The following is a 16,562-nucleotide window of genomic DNA, read 5'->3' as shown; positions in this document are numbered from 1 at the left end:
CTTCAGCGCACCCATCTACGCCAACCTCTTCGAAGGCGACGATGGCAAGTATGCGCTGATCTGGTCACGCTGACCGACATCGCGGCGCCTCACACCACAACGGGGCGCCGCGCACATCAGCCCGTTATTATGCGGAGCGAAAACAACGACGAAAGCCCGGAAAACCGGACCCTCCAGCACGCGACTCCGCATAATCCCACGCTACGCATAATCGACGCCGTTGGCGGTGACTCGGTAGTCGGGCGCCTTGTCGTTGTCGCGGTCGCAGGACTTGATGGTGGCCTTAACGTTGAGGGTGAGGGTCTTGATCGTGCCGGCACCGTTCTCGTCGCGGGTGAAGGTGCCGATCTGAGCCATAGCAAACCGCCCCATGCGGCCTCGATAGCGGTCGAGAGGCGCCGGGCCGTACCACTACATCATGAGAGCAGTCCGGCAACTTTTGGGAGCGAAAAATCAAAAAGCTGACATTCGGGTTGGCTGGGGCGCTGTCGTGACCATGACTTGAAGCGGCCATTCGCACCTTGGTTCTGAGGTCGATCAGTTCGTCAGCAGAGGTCTGTAGCAGCCACCTGCTACCAGCTGCACAATTTTTTGTGCTAGCCAACGAACGAATGGCGAACCTCACCGAGGTCGTGTAGGGTCAGAAAAGAAGACGCGACCCCGACACGAAGCGGCGGGGTGGATCTGGGAGGATTCATGGTCGAAATCATCTCCAAGCGGGATGACCCGAGGCGCGAGGACGTTCAGGTCAAGCGACTGATCGAACAGAACCGCTCGACGATTGTGCGCCTTGCCGACCAGATCAGCGGCGGCGGTTATTCGACGTCCAGGAAACCGCGCCAGAAACCGAAAGCCGAAGGACTGATCATCCATGTTGGCGGTGGCTCGCCAGTCGCCGCCGAGGCGGACCCATCCATCCGCGTCAGCATCAATGGCCGGGTAGTCTCGGTGGACCGCAATACTGGCCGCCAACTCCACCACATCGGCGATATCCGGAACCGAGGCGGCGCACAGGTCTTTGTCCTGGCAACGAAACAGAATGGCTTCTTCTCGCCAGTCGATGAAACCGTCGCACAGGCGCTTGCCAGCCTGGACGGATCCCAGCTCACCGCCACCTACAACGAAGAACAGCTTGCCGTCGACATCGGAGTGAAACTCGGCATCGCCTAGCCCGACAGCATACAGAAATACCGTGCCCCCAAAGGTTCTGTGATGACTGAATGAAACGCGGGATCGATACCAACCAGATGAAGACCGGTGCTCTTCCTGCGCGCGCGCCGATGGGCGCCAGACACCTGGTATTGGACACCGCCGACTATGACGAGCGCGCCACCATGCGTGCCTGGGAAAACTTTCTGTCCGACGCGCCGAAATGCGCGCGCGATCCGGTCCAGGTCCGCTCGCTGATCCACGATTCCTGGTATCGCAGCGCCACTGGCGGCATCAACGCGCAGGGCGTCGAGGCGCCCCTCAACAGCAATCGCGACGAGATCGAATATCTCACGCGCGCCAACGCAGAGCTGCTTGCGGCGGCGCGGAGACCATTTGCCTCCCTTGGCCCGTTGCTGGAAGGGACCGGAGCGATGCTGGTGCTCGCCGACAGCGACGGCGTGCTGATCGAAGCCATCGGCGACAAGAAGACCCTGCATGATGGTATGGACATTCATCTAGCCATCGGCGGCAAATGGAATGAGGGCGCTGTCGGGACCAACGGGATCGGCACCGCGCTCTGGACCGGCGAACCGATCTTCGTCCACGCGGCCGAGCATTTCTGCGCTGGCATCAAAGGCTGGACCTGCGCCGGCGCGCCGATCCGCGACCCGTTGGATGGAAAGATCATCGGTGTGGTTGACCTGTCAGGCTATTCGCCGATCTTCCGGCCCCACAACACCGCACTTGTCGCCGCCACTGCCAGGCAGATTGAAAAGGCATTGGCCGAGCAGCAGCAGGAACAGCGCACCCGCTTGCTCGAAGCCTTCATTTCGTCGGCGCCCGGTTATCGCGGCAAGGACGGTCTGGTGATCGTCGATCACCGTGGCCGAGCGATCTTCTGCAACAACGTGCCCAATGGCGAGACCACCGAGATGACGGATGGGCCGATCGAGCCGGGTCGCGGTCGTTGGCTCATGAACCTGCCGGCGTCCGGCTCGGACAGCGATCTGGCCAAGGCACTCCCGGCGCATCTGCGGTCCTGCCACATTACGCCACTGAAACTGGACGGGAATCTCAGCGGCGCGGCTCTGGTGTTCCCCGCCGCGCCGGTGGTTTCGGGTGTGGCGGTGATCAGCCGGGAGACAAACAACCCGTTGCAGGCAGCAACGTCGATGATCGTCGGCGAGAGCGAGAAGCTGCTGGCCGCCATCGATGTCGCCTCCCGCGTGGCTCGGTCGAGGGGCGTGACATCGCTGCTGATAGAAGGCGAAACCGGCGTCGGCAAGGAACTGTTCGCGCGGCTTGTCCATGCCGGCAGTCGGCGTACGGACAACGACCCGTTCGTCGCGTTGAATTGCGGCGCCATCACCAAGGAGCTGTTCGGCAGCGAGCTGTTCGGCCACGTGGCTGGCGCCTTTACCGGCGCCTCGCGTGAAGGCAAGGCGGGCGTTTTCGAGCAGGCCAATGGCGGCGTGCTCAGCCTCGACGAAATCGGTGAGTTGCCGCTCGAGATCCAGCCGTTCCTGTTGCGCGTGCTGGAAGAGCGTGTCGTTCACCGCATCGGCGACAGCAGGGGGCGGCCGGTGGACGTCCGGCTGGTCGCCTCGACCAATCGCGATCTCAAGCAGGAAGTCGCGGCCGGGCGCTTCCGCAGCGACCTCTATTACCGCATCGGCGCCGTCTCGATACGCGTCCCCGCTCTACGCGAGCGTGGCGAGGACGTGCTGTTGCTGGTCGAGCATTTCAATCGCCAGATTGCTGGCAAGACCGGCAACGACCCGCTGGAATTTTCAAACGACGCACTCGACGCGCTGCTTGCCTATCGCTGGCCAGGCAACGTGCGCGAGCTGAAGAACCTGATGGAGCGCCTGCATATCCTGGCGAGCAACGGCACCATCGGCCTCCAGGATCTCCCGTGGGAAATCACCGTCGCCAATCGCAACAGCTCGACCTCGCACAACGACAATCCCGCGGCCATGCTCGAGGCGCCGGTGTGCACATTCGAGGATGGCGAGCGCCAGGCGATCAGGAACGCGCTTGCTGCGGAGAACGGCAATCTGAGCAAGGTCGCCCAGAGACTGGGCATTTCGCGGCCAACGCTCTACCGCAAACTTGAGCAATACGGCATCCGGCGCGGGTTCGTCTGAGCAGCGCAAAAAAGAAACCCGTGGCATTCGCCACGGGTTTCGGGGATTCAGCCAACAGAAAGCGGCGGATCGACCGCCGATCAGGCAGGCTGCGGAGCCGGTTCGCCGGAGCCGATCACGCCAACGCGCAGCGCCAGTCCGGCCGCGGCGGCACCGAGGCAAGGCGCGACGATATACAGCCAGAGTTGCGACAGCGCCGCCCCACCGGCGAACAGGGCTGGGCCCAGCGAGCGAGCCGGATTGACCGACGACCCGGAAACAGCGATGCCGGCGAGGTGAATCATGACCAGCGTGAGCCCGATCGCAAGGCCTGCCAGGGGCCCGGCGCCGCCTTCGGCAGTCGCACGAAGGATGACAACCAGAAACAGGAAGGTGGCGACTGCTTCGAACAGGAACGCCGAAGTCGCCGAATAGGCCGACCAGCCGTTCTGGGCAAAACCGTTCGCGGCGACGTCGTAGCCGCCGCCCTTCCCTTCCACGATCACGTAGAGGACCGCAGATGCAACGATCGCCCCCACACATTGCGCAACGACATAGCCAATCAAATCGCCGGATTTCATCCGACCGGATACAAAAACGCCCAGGCTCACCGCCGGATTGAGATGCGCGCCCGAGATCGGTCCGATCGAATAGGCCATCGCAATCACCGACAGGCCGAAGGCCATTGCGACGCCGAGCAGTCCAACCTCGGAACGCATGAACAGAACGGTCGCGCAGCCGAAGAAGACCAGCGCGAAGGTTCCGACGAATTCACAGATGTACTTGTTCATTTTTTCCTCTCCATATTGCGACTGTCTGGACTACAGGACCGCACCTTTTCCGCACGGCATTCGGCCCAGAGGTTTTTCAGGGAACAATGACGCCGCGGCCGGTGAACCGCCGGTTCTTGAAGTCGTCGAGGGCGGTGTTGATGCTGGCGAGGTTGTACTCGGTGTAATGCATCTTCACCTTGCCGTCGGCGTTGAGCTCCATCAGCTCGACAAGCTCGGTGAAATTGCCGACCAGGCTGCCGCCGATGTTGATCTCCTCGATGACCAGGTGCGCGGTCGGCACGTTGACCGAGCCGCCATAGCCGACGACGAACAACTGGCCGCCCTTGCGCACCATCTTCCAGCAGATGTTCTCGACGCCGAGCTCGCCGACGAAATCGATGACCACGTGGGCGCCGCCGCCGGTGATCGCCTTCACCTCCTCGACCACGTTCTGCCCGCCGTCGAGGACGAAATCGGCGCCAAGATCCTTGGCCAGTACGCGCGCCGCCGGCTCGCGATCGACTGCGATGATCCGGCAACCCGAAATCGCATGCAGCGATTGCAGCGCGATGTGGCCGAGGCCACCGATGCCGAGCAGGACGCAGTAACTGCCCGGCCGTAAAAGCTTCGCCGCTCGTTTGGCTGCCCGGTAGGCGGTGATGCCGGCATCGGCCAGCGGCGCCACTTCGATTGGCGTGACATTGGCATTCAGCTTGATCAGCGAGCGCTCGCTGGTGATGAAGTATTCAGCGAAGCCGCCATTCATGCCCAGGCCTGGGAACTGTCCGTTATCGCAGTACATATCCTCGCCGTGCCGGCAGTTGAGGCATATGCCGCAGGAGCGGAACGGATGGCAGATCACGGCATCGCCGCGCTTGACCGACCTGACGCCGCTGCCGACCTCCTCGACCCAGCCGGCATTCTCATGACCCATGATGTAAGGCAGCAGCGTGCCCTCGGGGTCCATTGTCGGCTTCCATACGCCTTCGATGATGTGCAGGTCGGTGCGGCAGAGGCCGGCGGCGCCGACCCGCACGATCACCTCGTCGGGGGCGGTGATCGTTGGCGCCTTGACCTCCTCGATCTTCAGCTGGACATTCATATGCGGATCGTATTCGTACAGTCTGGCAGCTTTCATCGTCGTATCCTTTCAAGCGTGGGATTGTTCGGATTGCTCAGGCGCGACCGAGCTTTTCAGAGCCGCCGCCACGAGCCGCTCCAGCCGTCGGATCCTCATCCTCGGCCAGATCGCCGATCAGCGTTTCGGTGGTCAGGATCAGCGTCGCGACCGAAGCCGCATTGGCGAGCGCCGTATAGGTGACGCGAACAGGGTCGATGATCCCGGCTTCGAACATGTTCTGGTAATTGCCGGCGGATGCGTTGTAGCCGTAGCCACCGTTGATACGCGTCACTTCGGCCACCACGGCCTCGGGATCGGCGCCAGCATTGGCGGCGATGCGCCATAGTGGCCGTGTCAGCACCGAGCGGACCAGGCGCACGCCTTCGGCGACGTCGCCCTCGACACCGGTCGCCACCTTGTCGAGCAGCGGCGCGATCTGGGCAAGCGCGGAACCGCCGCCAGCGACCACGCCCTCCTCGGAAGCCGCGCGCACCGCATTCAGCGAATCCTCGATCAGCTGGATGGTCCGCTTCTGCTCGACCGGCGTGACGCCGCCGGCATAGAGGATGGCGGTGCCGCCAGAGAGCTTGGCCAGGCGCTCGCGCAGCTTGTCCTGCTCGATGTTCGGCGGCGCGGCTTCATACTGCCGCTGCACCTGGGCGCGCCGCGAGGCGATCGCGTCATGGTCGCCGCCGCCGCGGATGATCGAGGTGTAGGACGAGCTGGTCTTTACCCGGTCGGCGGTTCCGAGATCTTCAGCGGTGACGTCCTCAAGCCGGCCGCCGAGATCGCGGGCGATCACCTTGCCGCCGGTGATGATCGCCAGATCCTCCATCATTGCCTTGCGCCAATGGCCGTATTCCGGCGGATGGACGACGAGGTATTTACCAGGCCCCTGCTTGCCGAGCAGCGTGACCACGACTTCGGGCGACACTTCCTCGGACACGATCAACAGCGGCCGCCCGGCCTCGTCGGCGATGCGGCGCGCGGTCTCGAGCGCCTTCGGTTCCTTGATCTTGAGATCGGTCATCAGGATGTACGGCCGCTCCAGGACGGCCTCCATCTTCTCCTGGTCGGTAACCATGTGATGCGAGAGGTAGCCGCGGTCGAAGGACATGCCCTCGACCACGTCGAGGGTGGTCTCGGTGGTGACGCTGAAGTCGGTGGTGATAACACCTTCCGCCCCGACGCGCTGATGGGCTTCGGCCACCAGCGCGCCAAGCCCGGCATCGGTCGCTGCGATGTTGGCGACCGCGGCCAGGATGCCGTTGCCCTTTGCGGGTTTGGCCGAGGCCTTGAGGGCAGCTACCACCTTGGCCACGGCAAGGTTGATGCCCTTGCAAAGATCAACCGACTTGGCGCCGCGCTCATTCGCTTCGATACCGCCCTGGATCAGCGCGTTTGCCAGCACGATGGCAGTCGTCGTGCCGTCGCCCGCCACTTCGTTCGTCTGCATCGACACTTCGCGGACCACCTGCGCGCCCATGTTCTCGAAGCGATCGTGGAGTTCGATCTCCGACGCGATGCTGACGCCGTCGCGCGTCACCATCGGCGTGCCGATCGGCCGGTCGATCATGGCATTCATGCCTTTGGGCCCGAGCGTCGGCTCGACGGCCGTCGCCAGCCTGAAGACGCCTCGGGCAAGAGCACGACGGGCCTCTGAATTGTGCAGCATTATTTTGGGCATGATTCCTCCTTCCGCCTTACGGGCGGGTTGTTGGTTAGGGGCCTCGTGCGAGGGAGGCCGTTGCTTTCGTTTCTGCTTAGGTGACCGGCGCGCTTCGCGCCGGCACGCGGTCCATGATGAAATCGACCAGCGTCGGTTCGCCGTCGACCACGTCCAGTTCCTTGTATCTTGCCTGCTTGAGCCCACGGCAAAGCGCGCCGTTGAACTCCATGTTGATGCGCACGGCACGCAGTTCGGCGAGATAGGCGCCGAGCGCATCGGCCGGTATGTGCCGCCCTTCCCATGTCACGAAGACAGGACCATCCGCCCTGCGGTCGGGAAAGCGCTCAAGCAGAGCTGCCCTGTACCTGGGCTTCTGTTTGGCGGCTTCGCCCGGTTCGAACCGCGCGACGTCGTAGGCCGGCAGGTCCATTCCGACGATTTCCCGGTCCGTCAGGCCGTGTTGCCGCAGGCCGCGCAAAACCGCTTCCTGGCGCCGTTTGAATGCCTTCATCCTGAAGGTTTCACGCACGGCGCCGAGATCCGTATCCGCGGCCAGCCCAGCGAATATGTCGCCGAATGTCTTGCCGGCCTCGATGCCGCGATTGACCTCGTCGGCGAACATATGGTCGTGCAGTTTGACGCCATAGGCCGGTGACCAGGAGAGCCGGTCGAGCGCACTACGCACACCGTCGAGCATGAGGAAGGCGAAGTTGGGCGAGCACCAGTAGGTCGGCAGGCGGAAATCGACCTCCACGCTGCCGTCACCCTTCACCTCGGCCCGCTCGACGAAGCCCATCTCGGTGATGGGTTCGTCGAGTTCCGGGTCGTTGACCTCACCAAGGCGCCGCCAGAGCTCCTTCTCGCGGCTGCCGGAAACGCTGGCGGTTGCCATGGCCCCTACTCCGCCGCGATGCTGAAGGGCGAGCTTGCGAGCGCCTTCTTCTTGGCTTCGATGTCGATGTTGTAGAGGCGCGCGGCGTTCAGGCCGAGGATCTTCTCCTTGGTCTCAAGGCTGAGATCGACGCCCCGCTCCTTCCTGATGTCTTCCGGCAGCTCGAAGGCCCAGAAGCGCTCGACCAGCCAGCGCGGCGTCCAGATCGCGTAGTCGGAGCCGAACAGGATCTTCTCCGGTCCGATCCAGAACAGCAGCTCGGCAATGACTTCGGCAAAGTAGCGCGGGCGCGAGTGGATGAAGGGAAGCGCCACCGCCAGGCCGCCATAGACGTTGGTTTCCTGCGTCGCGATCCAGCAGAAATCGTCGAGGCGCGGCAGCCCGCAATGCTCGACGATCCAGTTGAGGCCCTGGAAATCCGTCGCCGCATGGTCGACATCATGCACGTCGAAGGCATCCTTGCTGAGCGGGATGATCGTCGGACCCTTGTGGACGTGGATGTTCCTGATGCCGAGCTTGTCGCACAGCTCGAAGCACCTGTAGGCATCAGGATCGGTGAGCCTCCAGCCCTTGGAGGCGCCATTCCACTCGGCCGTGTACATCTTCACGCCCTTGATGTCATAGGTCTCCTTCATGAAATGGATGTATTCCAGCGCTTTCTCGCCATCGCGCGGATCGAAGGCGCCGTTGACGATGAAGCGCTCCGGATAGCGTTTGGCCACCTCCGCGTTGCGCTCGATCGTGTTGAAGCCGTTCTTGTAGAAATCCTTCAGGTAGGTCGACTGGACGATCGCCACGTCGTCGGGACCGTCGATGAACAGATCGCGGTAGAGATCGTCGGCGCTGTATTTTTCGAACTTGCCCTTCTCCCAGAGCTGCTCTTTCGGGCTGAGCCCGGTGTGATAGGCATAGAAGCAGTCGATGAACTGCTTGCCGTGGATGTTCTTCTGGTTTTCCGGGCTGCCGTCCCAGAAATGGGTGTGGCCGTCGACCACGAAGATGTCCTTGCCTTCAGGTGTCCTATACATTTTCTTGCCTCCGCAGTCGCCTTGTTGATGGGGCGTCGTGTTGATGGGGGCCGGCGCGCCGCGCCAAGGCGGCGCGCCCGGCTTTCTCAGATGTACTCGAAGACCTCGTCCATGTTGCCGAACAGGATCACGGTGTTGTCGTCGATGCGCACCATGCGGCCGTAGTGGGTGGAGGTGTTGACCTCGAAGATCTCCGCGGTCATGTCGCGGCCGAGATATTCGCTGATCTCGTCCATCTTGAAGATCAGCTTGCCGTTGACGTCGATGCGGATCATGGCCGGCTGATAGGTGACGATGACCCCCGGTTTCTTGCCCATGAATTCGGCGATGGCGCGGGCCTCGACCGAGTCGTTCATGGTGACGCCGCACTGGTGCGAAATCGTCTGCTCGAAGGTGATGTCCTTCATCGACTTGAAGATGTTGGACTGCGAGGCGTCGCGTGCTGCTACTGACATGATCTTCTCTCCCTGTTCAGCGCTTGAGGCCGAGTTCGCCGAGGATCCGGCCGATCCGTTCCTCGGATTGGGCGCGAACGTCGGTGAAGGAAACCGGCTTGGAATGCGGCATCGACCAGATCGGCTGCAGGCCGGTGGCTGCCTTGTCGGCGAGCGCGCCGTGCTTGTTCACCCAGCCCTGGAACAGCTTCCTGTTCGCCGCTCCATGCTTCTCGTCGTGGGCGAGCAGGTAGATCAGGTCGATGGTGTTGGCGAGATTGCGCTCGTAGTCGGCTTCAGCCGCCGAAATCACCGGCGGCGTGATGAAATCGTGGTTGGCCGCAGCCGCCTGCATGAGGAAGCCGGAGCGGAACAATTCGCCGACCAGCGGCTCGAACACGATGTTGATGGCGAAGTACTGCTCGAGATAGTCGGCCGTGCCCATGATGGTCTCGACCGCCTCGCGGGTGCCCTGCCACACGCCGTCCTCGAGCCAATGCTTCTTGCCGAGCTCGTCGTCCCAGCCGGCGATGTCCATGCCGATCTCGGCCAGATAGAGCGTGATGTCCTGGGCGAGCCTCAGCTTGTAGGAGGAGTTGGTCAGCGTCGCATTGTTGATCATCTGCGTGTAGCCGTAGCGCTGCGCCTGCATGAGCGACGTGCCCAGGCCAAACTCGGCATGCTTCCACGCCCCGAGATGCGCCTGCAGGAGCTTGGCCCAGACCTTGTCGAACGTCTTCGGAGCGCCGGCCCGGCGGGCGTTGGTGATGACGCTTTGAACCATCGTCTCGATCTTCGACTGGCGCTGGTAATGCGTGCGTTCCCATTCCTGGTCGGGAGCGCGGAACGCGTGCCAGTTCGAGCTCTTGGCAGCCGTGTTGTCCTTGACGTAGGCGCCTTTGCCGTCCGGGAAGTTGATGATCCAGTCCTGGATCAGGTAGCGCTCGGGATCGGGCTGCACGTCGACCGTGACATCCTCGTAGTGGGTGGCGCGCTGACCTTTCGGATCGAAATACCGGTACCTGCGGCTGTCCGAATCGGCGAACACCGCGGCTCCCGCGGCTCCCGATCCTACTGAACTCGACGTTGCTACCATTGTCTTCACTCCCTTTGTTGCAGTTGCTCTAAAGTCGTCGGCTCCGACCCGCCTCAATGGGCCGGGGCGGCGTTGGACGATGTGGTGAACCTGTCGAAGAAGATGCGTTCGGTCTCGAAGCCGTTCATGAACAGGACGGGCTGCAGCGCGTCGATCATCGGCGGCGGACCGCAGGCATAGACGTCGCCCTGTCCGTCGACCGCAAGCTGCTTGAGCTTGGCGTCGACGCTCTGGTGCACGAAGCCGCGCTCGCCATCCCAGGCCTCGCCGTTGACGTGCGAAAGAACGGGGATGAAGTTCAACTCCGGGTGCCGGCCGGCGAGCTCGGCGATCCTGTCGAGATAGAACAGGTCGCTGGGCGTGCGTGCGCCATAGAAGAAATAGATGTCCCGCTTTTCGCCGCTCTTCAGGTGATCGTTGAGGATCGACCAGACCGGCGACATGCCGGATCCGGCGCCGACCAGGATCAGGGGACCTTGCCGCTCTTCCCGTCGGAAACAGGTTCCATAGGGTCCGACGACGGTGACCTCGGCTCCGACACGGATGCCTCCGGAATCGAGTTCTCCGGAGAATTTTCCTTCGGGATACTTCTTGATGATGAAGGAGAGCTTTTGGGTTTGGTCCGGCGTATTTGCCATGGAGAACGAGCGCGTAATCGTCTCCCCTTTTTGCGTGGTGACTGTGATGTCGACATATTGCCCAGCCCAGAATTTTATCGGCGAGCCGAGTTCGATCTCGATGCCGCGGATGTCGTGGGTCAGATGCTCGAACTTCGAGATGCGGCCCTTGAACGTCTTCACCGCGATCGATTTCGCCAGAACCTCCTCGTCGTAGTTGAGGAGCTCGACCTGCATGTCGGAATAGGCGATCGACCGGCACAACAGGACGTGGCCGCTCTCCTTTTCCATGTCGTTGAGCGCGAAGGTCGAGTATTTCAGCATGTCGACTTCGCCTTCGAGCAGCACGCATTTGCAAGCCGAGCATTGCCCTTCCTTGCAGCCATGCGGCAGCGCGATACCCTGGCGGAATGCCGCGTTCAGGACCGTTTCGCCGTTTTCGACCTCGAACTCGACGCCGACCGGCTCCAGGCGCACCGTGTGAGCACCAGTCATCGATAACCTCCCAATTCCTCTCCGTTCCCCGCCCTTGCGGGCGGGAAGTGGCCTTCCTCTGGATGGAGCGGGGGGTCGGGGACCCGGCCCCCCGCGCACGGATGGTCAGTTGAACGGCGTGATGGTGAAGCCCGCCCGATACTCGGCCAGGTGCTTCTCGCGGTCCGCCGGCGACATGCCGCGAAGCGCCTTAAGCGGCGATCCGAGGACGTTGCCGCGCACGTCGTCGAGCGTCCACTGCTCGTCGGCGCCGAAGCGCAGATGCGGCTGCGGGATCAGCGTCTTGCCGTCGGAACGGACGAAGTTGAGATCCTTGATCGCGTCGGCGAGATCCCAGCCGTCATAGAGCGTCTCCCATTCGCGCTTGCCGCTGAAGCGGCCCATCGCGGGCGTCGGACGGCCCTGATACTCGTCGGCGAAGGCTTCGACGGCGGTCCAGCGGTCGAGCTCATGGGCGAAGGTGTGCAGCTGCCCGTCGATCTCGTCGACCACCATGTCCTCGCGGATCAGGCAAGGCACCAGGCAGGACCAGCAGCGGTGCGGATAGACGTAGCCGACATCGCTGTTGAACAGCAGCACCTTCTCGCCCTTATGGCTGAGCTTGGCGTACCATTTCCAGAAGTCGCCGAACTCGGCGTACCAGCCCGGATATTTGTGCTCGAACCACTCGAAGTCCTTGTCGGTCTGCGCCTCGATGCGCCAAAAGTTGACCGGCCAGCCGACGGCGAAGAACTGGCCGACCTTGTGGACGTAGTTCTTCTTGGTGATGCGCTCCCAGGCGGCCTGGACGTCGTCGTGATGGACCTTGATGCCGTACTTCTCGAGCGGCAGCATATAGGTGCGATAATAGTCTTCGTAGATCCAGCGGTGCCACATCTCCGCGTAGGATTCCTTGTTCTTGTCGCGGTTGGTGGTGCCGTATTCGATGAAGGTGCCGATGGCGGCGTCGACGATGGCGTGGTTCTGCCAGAAAGCATAGCGCAGGTCGCGCTCCAAGAGCAGGTGGTTCTCCGGCTCCTTCAGGGCGGCCATCAGCAGCGAGTGGCCGTTGCCGATGTGGCGGCTCTCGTCCGACTGCACCGACAGGAACACGGTCGGCAGCGCGTAGTCACCGTTGCGCGCGGCTTCCGAGGGCATGGCGACGAAAAGCGTGTTGGTGAACGCGGTCTCGGCGACGACGGTCAGGTACATGCAGGCAGCCGTCATCGTGTCGCCGGTGATGAAGCCTTCGCCGAACTGGCGGCCGATCGTGGTCGCGTAGCACTTGCCGAAGGCTTCCTCGGTGATATCGAACCCTGCCGGGTCGATGTAGTTCTCCATGTACCACTTCTTCAGGTTCATCTGGATGGTCGAGTGGCGGAACTCGTCGACCATCTGCATGGTGAAGCCGGTCCTGAGGTCCTCGCCAGGCGCCAGCCGCGCCACCATCGCCATCGAGCGGGCGGCGGAAATTTCCGGGAAGGGAATGATGGCGAGGAAGAGCTTCATCCACTCCACCCAGCGCGGCTCGACATTGCGGAACATATCGCCGCGAAGGGCGGCATCGAGCGCACCGTAGACGCGATTGTCCTTTTCCTCCTGCATGGGGAAATAGGAGCGCAGCACCTGCTTCATCGGATCGCGCGGCGCCTTGGCGATCTTGTAGTCGGTCGGAAACGTCATCGCTTCCTGGACATAGGTCGGGTTCCAACCGAGGTCGGAAATCTTCTTGGTCGCCTCGCCCACGGAAATACCGCGCTGCGAGGTAATCTTGTTAAGTGTCAACGACGACATCGTCATAAGCCTCCACCAGGTTGAGGCCCGGATCCCTCGATCCAGGCATGGGACGGCACACAAATGCCGCCGGTGAGTTGGCGAACGGCACGACAAAGGGTTGCGCCTTCAGGCGCGACACAGGGTCCGGCCATTCAAGTGGATCGCGGCAAAGGTATTCGGGGGCCTGCGGGAGTTTCGACACGCCGATCGCATTCCGCGATGGGCGTATCGAAGCGTATCCTGCTGCTTCCTCCGGTCCTTCGTTCTTTTGGCACCGCGTCAGAGCACGATGGGCTTCTTATGCCAATGGTGAAGCAAACGCCGTGCCAAGTTGAAATTGAGGCCCTTGACCAAGGCCTGGGCCGAGACCTAAGCCCGTTCCACCCAGCAACATCCTAATAACTGTAAAGATATTTTACAGTTGTATATTACATATGTAATATTTGTCCGAATTCTTTGCACTGCGATATATACTGTTAGCAATTGCGATATAAATAAATAATCAACCTCTATTCATTTCGATCATTTCATACATTATTTGACGGCAGGATGCGGGCGGAAGGCAATGCCGGGAAAACACGATGCCGAGCGACAACGACAGCCCAGACCTTCCTCAGCCCAACCAGCCGGGCGACGTGAGCGCCGAACTCGTCAGACTGATGCCGCGCGATCTGGTTTTTGTCATGCGTTTCATGGGCGAGAGCCAGCACCGCCTGCAGGGCCACTTCCAGGACTTCATCCGGGCCGAGCTTGCCGCCCGCGGCGTGACCGCGGAGACGCATCCGATGATCCATCTCTTCATCGAGAGCCATGCGATCCTGCTGCGAGATTTCGTGTTTTCCGGCGTTTCGCTGTCGCGCCAGTTTCGCATTGACGAGATCGAGCGGCTTACGGGCGACACGACATCGATGATCCGCGTCGACATCTGGGACCAGTTGAAGAGCCATATCGAGACCGCCGAAAAGCAGTTTCACTCGCAGGCCGATGGTCTCCGAAGCTTGTTGTCGGCATTCGAAAAACCCGCGGAGGAACAGTGATGGGTGGCTCGGGGAAAAGACAGACCGCCGCTCTCACCGCGCTGGCAACTCGCCGGTTGGCCCTTGTCGCCGACGCCTCGGCGCTCACGGCCGAAGCACTGCGGCTCAATCAAAAGCTTGCCGGCATCGAAATGGACGTGCTGCGCCTGCAGCTCGAAATCGGCAGAGCCGGCGCCAGCATCCAACTGGTGCAGGAATTGCATGACGCTGAGGAGAACGCCGCGGCAGCGAGGGAGGCATGCATGAAGGGCGAGGGACGCATCGTGGCGATCGAGAGCGAGATCGCAGAGGTCGACCGCGCGCTTGCGAAGGCAACGATCGGCAGTGATGGAGAAGAGCCGTGAACCAGCAAACGACCCAAAACCTGAGCCCGTTCGACCTGCTGGCGCGAAGCTGGCAGCGACCGGCGGCGGTTGCCGCCGTATGTTTCAGCGCCGATGGCTCTGCCGTCGCATTCACATCCGTGGACGGAAGCGTCGCCATCGGGCCGGTGGCTGATCAGGAGCCGCCGGAATCGAGGATCAGGGTAAGCGGCGACCTCGGACAAACTACGATCCGACCACGCCAGAAGCCCCCGGCTCCGCTGATCGCCACGTCAGCGCTGGGAGATGGCGACGTGCCGCTCACGAGCTATCTTCGCTCCGGCTTTCTCATTGGTACGACAACCGGCCAGGCACTGCACCTGGCGGCGGACGGGGAAGTCACGGAGACACCTATCAACATCGAGGGGCCGATCGTCGCCATCGCTCATAACGACGGGACCGCTACGACGGCGATCAGCAATGGACATGACGTCTTCCTGTCGCGCGCCCACGACGAGATGGTGAAGCTGCAGCAAGCAGCGTCCTCATCGACGCAAGCAGTTGCCTTCTCGCCGGACGGGAAACGACTTGCCTTCGATTCCGGCAATGGAGTGTCGATCCGGACGGTCGACGGCGATCCCGTGCCGCTGCGCGATTTTTCCATGCCGGCAGGCCTGACGTCGCTTCGCTGGAGCGGCGACGGCTCATGGCTGGCATGTGGACTTGAGACCGGAGGCTTTGTCCTTGCCAGTCCGGCAGATGGTCAATCGGCCATCGTCGGCGGATTTCCCTCGCCGGTCCGGACGGTGTGCTGGAGCCGGCCGGCGAATGCGCTGTTTGCGTCGGGCGCTTTCCGTATCGCCGGTTGGTCGATGGCCGCCCCGCCGCTTCATGACGCGGCTTCCGGGGCGCTTGAGACAGGTCGCCCCGGGCTGGTTCCTGTCGAGACGGTGGCAGCGCACCCGGAGAGGAAAATCATTGCCGCCGGTTACGCCAATGGCCGTCTCACCATCGCCCCGATCGGATCGCGCGACGAACTTGTCGTGAAACCTTCCGGCAGCGCGATCACCGCGCTGGCCTGGTCTGGCGACGGGCAGCACCTGGCTGCGGGCATGGTGGACGGCACCGCTGCAATCATCACCTTCCCGGCATTGCTTTTCAAATAGCAGCGGCGATCCGCACAAAACAGGAGGATTGAATGCAAACCGAACTCACAGCCGAAGCAAAGAGCAAGGACGAATTTTTCGAACGGCTCGCCAAATTGTCGGAAGAGATGGTGGCGAAGCACGGCAAGGATTTCAGCATGGGTGCGCTGGTGTTGGCTGCTCGATGGATTGCCGAGAACAGAGCCGGCACGCTGAAGACCAATTGACCAAGACCGGTCGCCCTTCACGAGTCGCGCTCTGGCTGCGGTCGTCGAATGTTTTGCTTCAATAGGCTGCAAGGCTATTCGGGTGAACCGTGACAGACCGTCGACGAGATCAAAGCGATCTGTCTCTCGACAAGAACAGTGATGCGACGCTCACTCTCAAGAGGCACCTGCTTTGCGAGCGTCGCTTCTGGCGCGACCACAACCCGCAGCATCGTCACCCGGGTGGCTGCGTAACAAACTGTGTAACAAATATCATAAAAAACTCAATATTTTCAGCACGATAGGTAAGAAATCGAGAGACGCTCTCTCCGCCATCCTGCTTCGCGCTGCGCGCTTCCCAGGACAAGTCCAGTGAATTCTTCTCAGCGCGAGGATGCCCTCCGAAGCCTTGGCGAAAGAGGGCCGCTCATTCCGTTTCAGACCGCTCAATGGCGCAGGACAAGTCCAGTGAGCAGTGAACCCTTCGTCTGCGTGCATGCCGCCAACCGCCAGGCCAGTTCCCGGCAACGACCGAAAATCGAAATCCCCATAGCTCACAGCATGCCGGCCCGCGGGTTCCTTCCTCGGGGACTTTCGTACGCCTGCCGGCGCCCGAAACTCTTATATGGGGAAGGTCAACTGCAAACGGCTTCACATCGACATTGTCATGTACCTCCGGGGCAATCCTCAGATCCATTCGATGAGTCCGTTTGCG

At 62.0% G+C, this 16,562-nt stretch carries 17 protein-coding genes; 7 read left to right on the top strand and 10 right to left on the bottom strand.

All coding sequences use genetic code 11. The features are described 5' to 3' along the window. Positions 1–73, top strand: a 73-nt coding sequence (locus RFN28_RS34795) for a DUF736 family protein (RefSeq protein WP_347349866.1), incomplete at its 5' end; no start/stop codon positions are given. 128 nt (positions 74–201) lie between these two features. Here RFN28_RS34795 and RFN28_RS33280 read toward each other — a convergent pair. Then, a complete protein-coding gene (locus RFN28_RS33280) occupies positions 202–372 on the bottom strand; it encodes a DUF736 family protein (RefSeq protein ID WP_320291393.1) in 171 nt (56 codons plus the stop codon). A 324-nt stretch (positions 373–696) separates the two neighbouring features. On the opposite strand from RFN28_RS33280, the gene RFN28_RS33275 reads away from it, so the two are divergent. Further along, positions 697–1,170, top strand: coding sequence for a hypothetical protein (locus RFN28_RS33275; protein ID WP_320291392.1), 474 nt, complete (start codon positions 697–699; stop codon positions 1,168–1,170). A 50-nt stretch (positions 1,171–1,220) separates the two neighbouring features. Beyond that, positions 1,221–3,299: a sigma-54-dependent Fis family transcriptional regulator gene (locus tag RFN28_RS33270; RefSeq protein ID WP_320291391.1), complete on the top strand. Its 2,079-nt coding sequence runs from the start codon at positions 1,221–1,223 to the stop codon at positions 3,297–3,299. An 80-nt stretch (positions 3,300–3,379) separates the two neighbouring features. Here RFN28_RS33270 and RFN28_RS33265 read toward each other — a convergent pair whose 3' ends face one another. The 9 genes from RFN28_RS33265 to RFN28_RS33225 all read right to left on the bottom strand — a co-directional run bounded on the left by RFN28_RS33265 (position 3,380) and on the right by RFN28_RS33225 (position 13,181). Then, the gene (locus tag RFN28_RS33265; RefSeq protein WP_320291390.1) at positions 3,380–4,069 is read right to left on the bottom strand and encodes an aquaporin; all 690 of its coding nucleotides are present in this window, start codon (positions 4,067–4,069) and stop codon (positions 3,380–3,382) included. A gap of 76 nt (positions 4,070–4,145) precedes the next feature. Continuing rightward, the gene (locus RFN28_RS33260; protein WP_320291388.1) at positions 4,146–5,189 is read right to left on the bottom strand and encodes an NAD(P)-dependent alcohol dehydrogenase; all 1,044 of its coding nucleotides are present in this window, start codon (positions 5,187–5,189) and stop codon (positions 4,146–4,148) included. 37 nt (positions 5,190–5,226) lie between these two features. Further along, entirely contained in the window at positions 5,227–6,858 is a 1,632-nt protein-coding gene (locus RFN28_RS33255) for a molecular chaperone GroEL (RefSeq protein ID WP_320291387.1), read from the bottom strand. A gap of 76 nt (positions 6,859–6,934) precedes the next feature. After that, complete coding sequence (locus RFN28_RS33250) at positions 6,935–7,732, bottom strand: iron-sulfur cluster assembly protein (RefSeq protein WP_320291385.1); 798 nt, start codon at positions 7,730–7,732, stop codon at positions 6,935–6,937. Between the two features lie 5 nt (positions 7,733–7,737). Beyond that, a complete protein-coding gene (locus tag RFN28_RS33245) occupies positions 7,738–8,760 on the bottom strand; it encodes an amidohydrolase family protein (protein WP_320291384.1) in 1,023 nt (340 codons plus the stop codon). Positions 8,761–8,846: 86 nt separating this feature from the next. Then, positions 8,847–9,215: an MmoB/DmpM family protein gene (locus RFN28_RS33240; RefSeq protein WP_320291383.1), complete on the bottom strand. Its 369-nt coding sequence runs from the start codon at positions 9,213–9,215 to the stop codon at positions 8,847–8,849. 16 nt (positions 9,216–9,231) lie between these two features. Then, positions 9,232–10,290: an aromatic/alkene monooxygenase hydroxylase subunit beta gene (locus RFN28_RS33235; RefSeq protein WP_320291382.1), complete on the bottom strand. Its 1,059-nt coding sequence runs from the start codon at positions 10,288–10,290 to the stop codon at positions 9,232–9,234. Positions 10,291–10,343: 53 nt separating this feature from the next. Beyond that, entirely contained in the window at positions 10,344–11,402 is a 1,059-nt protein-coding gene (locus RFN28_RS33230) for an NADH:ubiquinone reductase (Na(+)-transporting) subunit F (protein WP_320291381.1), read from the bottom strand. Between the two features lie 105 nt (positions 11,403–11,507). Then, complete coding sequence (locus RFN28_RS33225; RefSeq protein WP_208648384.1) at positions 11,508–13,181, bottom strand: aromatic/alkene/methane monooxygenase hydroxylase/oxygenase subunit alpha; 1,674 nt, start codon at positions 13,179–13,181, stop codon at positions 11,508–11,510. Between the two features lie 557 nt (positions 13,182–13,738). Here RFN28_RS33225 and RFN28_RS33220 point away from each other — a divergent pair. From RFN28_RS33220 to RFN28_RS33205, 4 genes are read left to right on the top strand one after another with little or no spacing between them, the layout of a single operon-like run. Then, positions 13,739–14,194, top strand: a complete 456-nt coding sequence (locus tag RFN28_RS33220) for a hypothetical protein (protein ID WP_320291379.1) — start codon at positions 13,739–13,741, stop codon at positions 14,192–14,194. Further along, positions 14,194–14,538 (top strand): hypothetical protein, encoded by a 345-nt coding sequence (locus RFN28_RS33215; protein WP_320291377.1) that lies wholly within the window; start codon positions 14,194–14,196, stop codon positions 14,536–14,538. The genes RFN28_RS33220 and RFN28_RS33215 overlap by 1 nt, the downstream gene beginning before the upstream one ends. Beyond that, positions 14,535–15,662 carry a WD40 repeat domain-containing protein gene (locus tag RFN28_RS33210; protein ID WP_320291376.1) on the top strand — a complete coding sequence of 376 codons (1,128 nt, stop codon included), beginning with the start codon at positions 14,535–14,537 and terminating at the stop codon, positions 15,660–15,662. Before RFN28_RS33215 ends, RFN28_RS33210 begins: the two co-directional genes overlap by 4 nt. 32 nt (positions 15,663–15,694) lie before the next feature. After that, on the top strand, positions 15,695–15,868 hold the full coding sequence (locus RFN28_RS33205; RefSeq protein WP_320291375.1) for a hypothetical protein: 174 nt from the start codon (positions 15,695–15,697) through the stop codon (positions 15,866–15,868). Positions 15,869–16,562: the final 694 nt, after the last annotated feature.

The sequence above is a fragment of the Mesorhizobium album genome (assembly GCF_033977205.1).
GTDB lineage: Bacteria > Pseudomonadota > Alphaproteobacteria > Rhizobiales > Rhizobiaceae > Mesorhizobium > Mesorhizobium album.
This window is presented reverse-complemented; position numbering and strand designations above follow the sequence as displayed.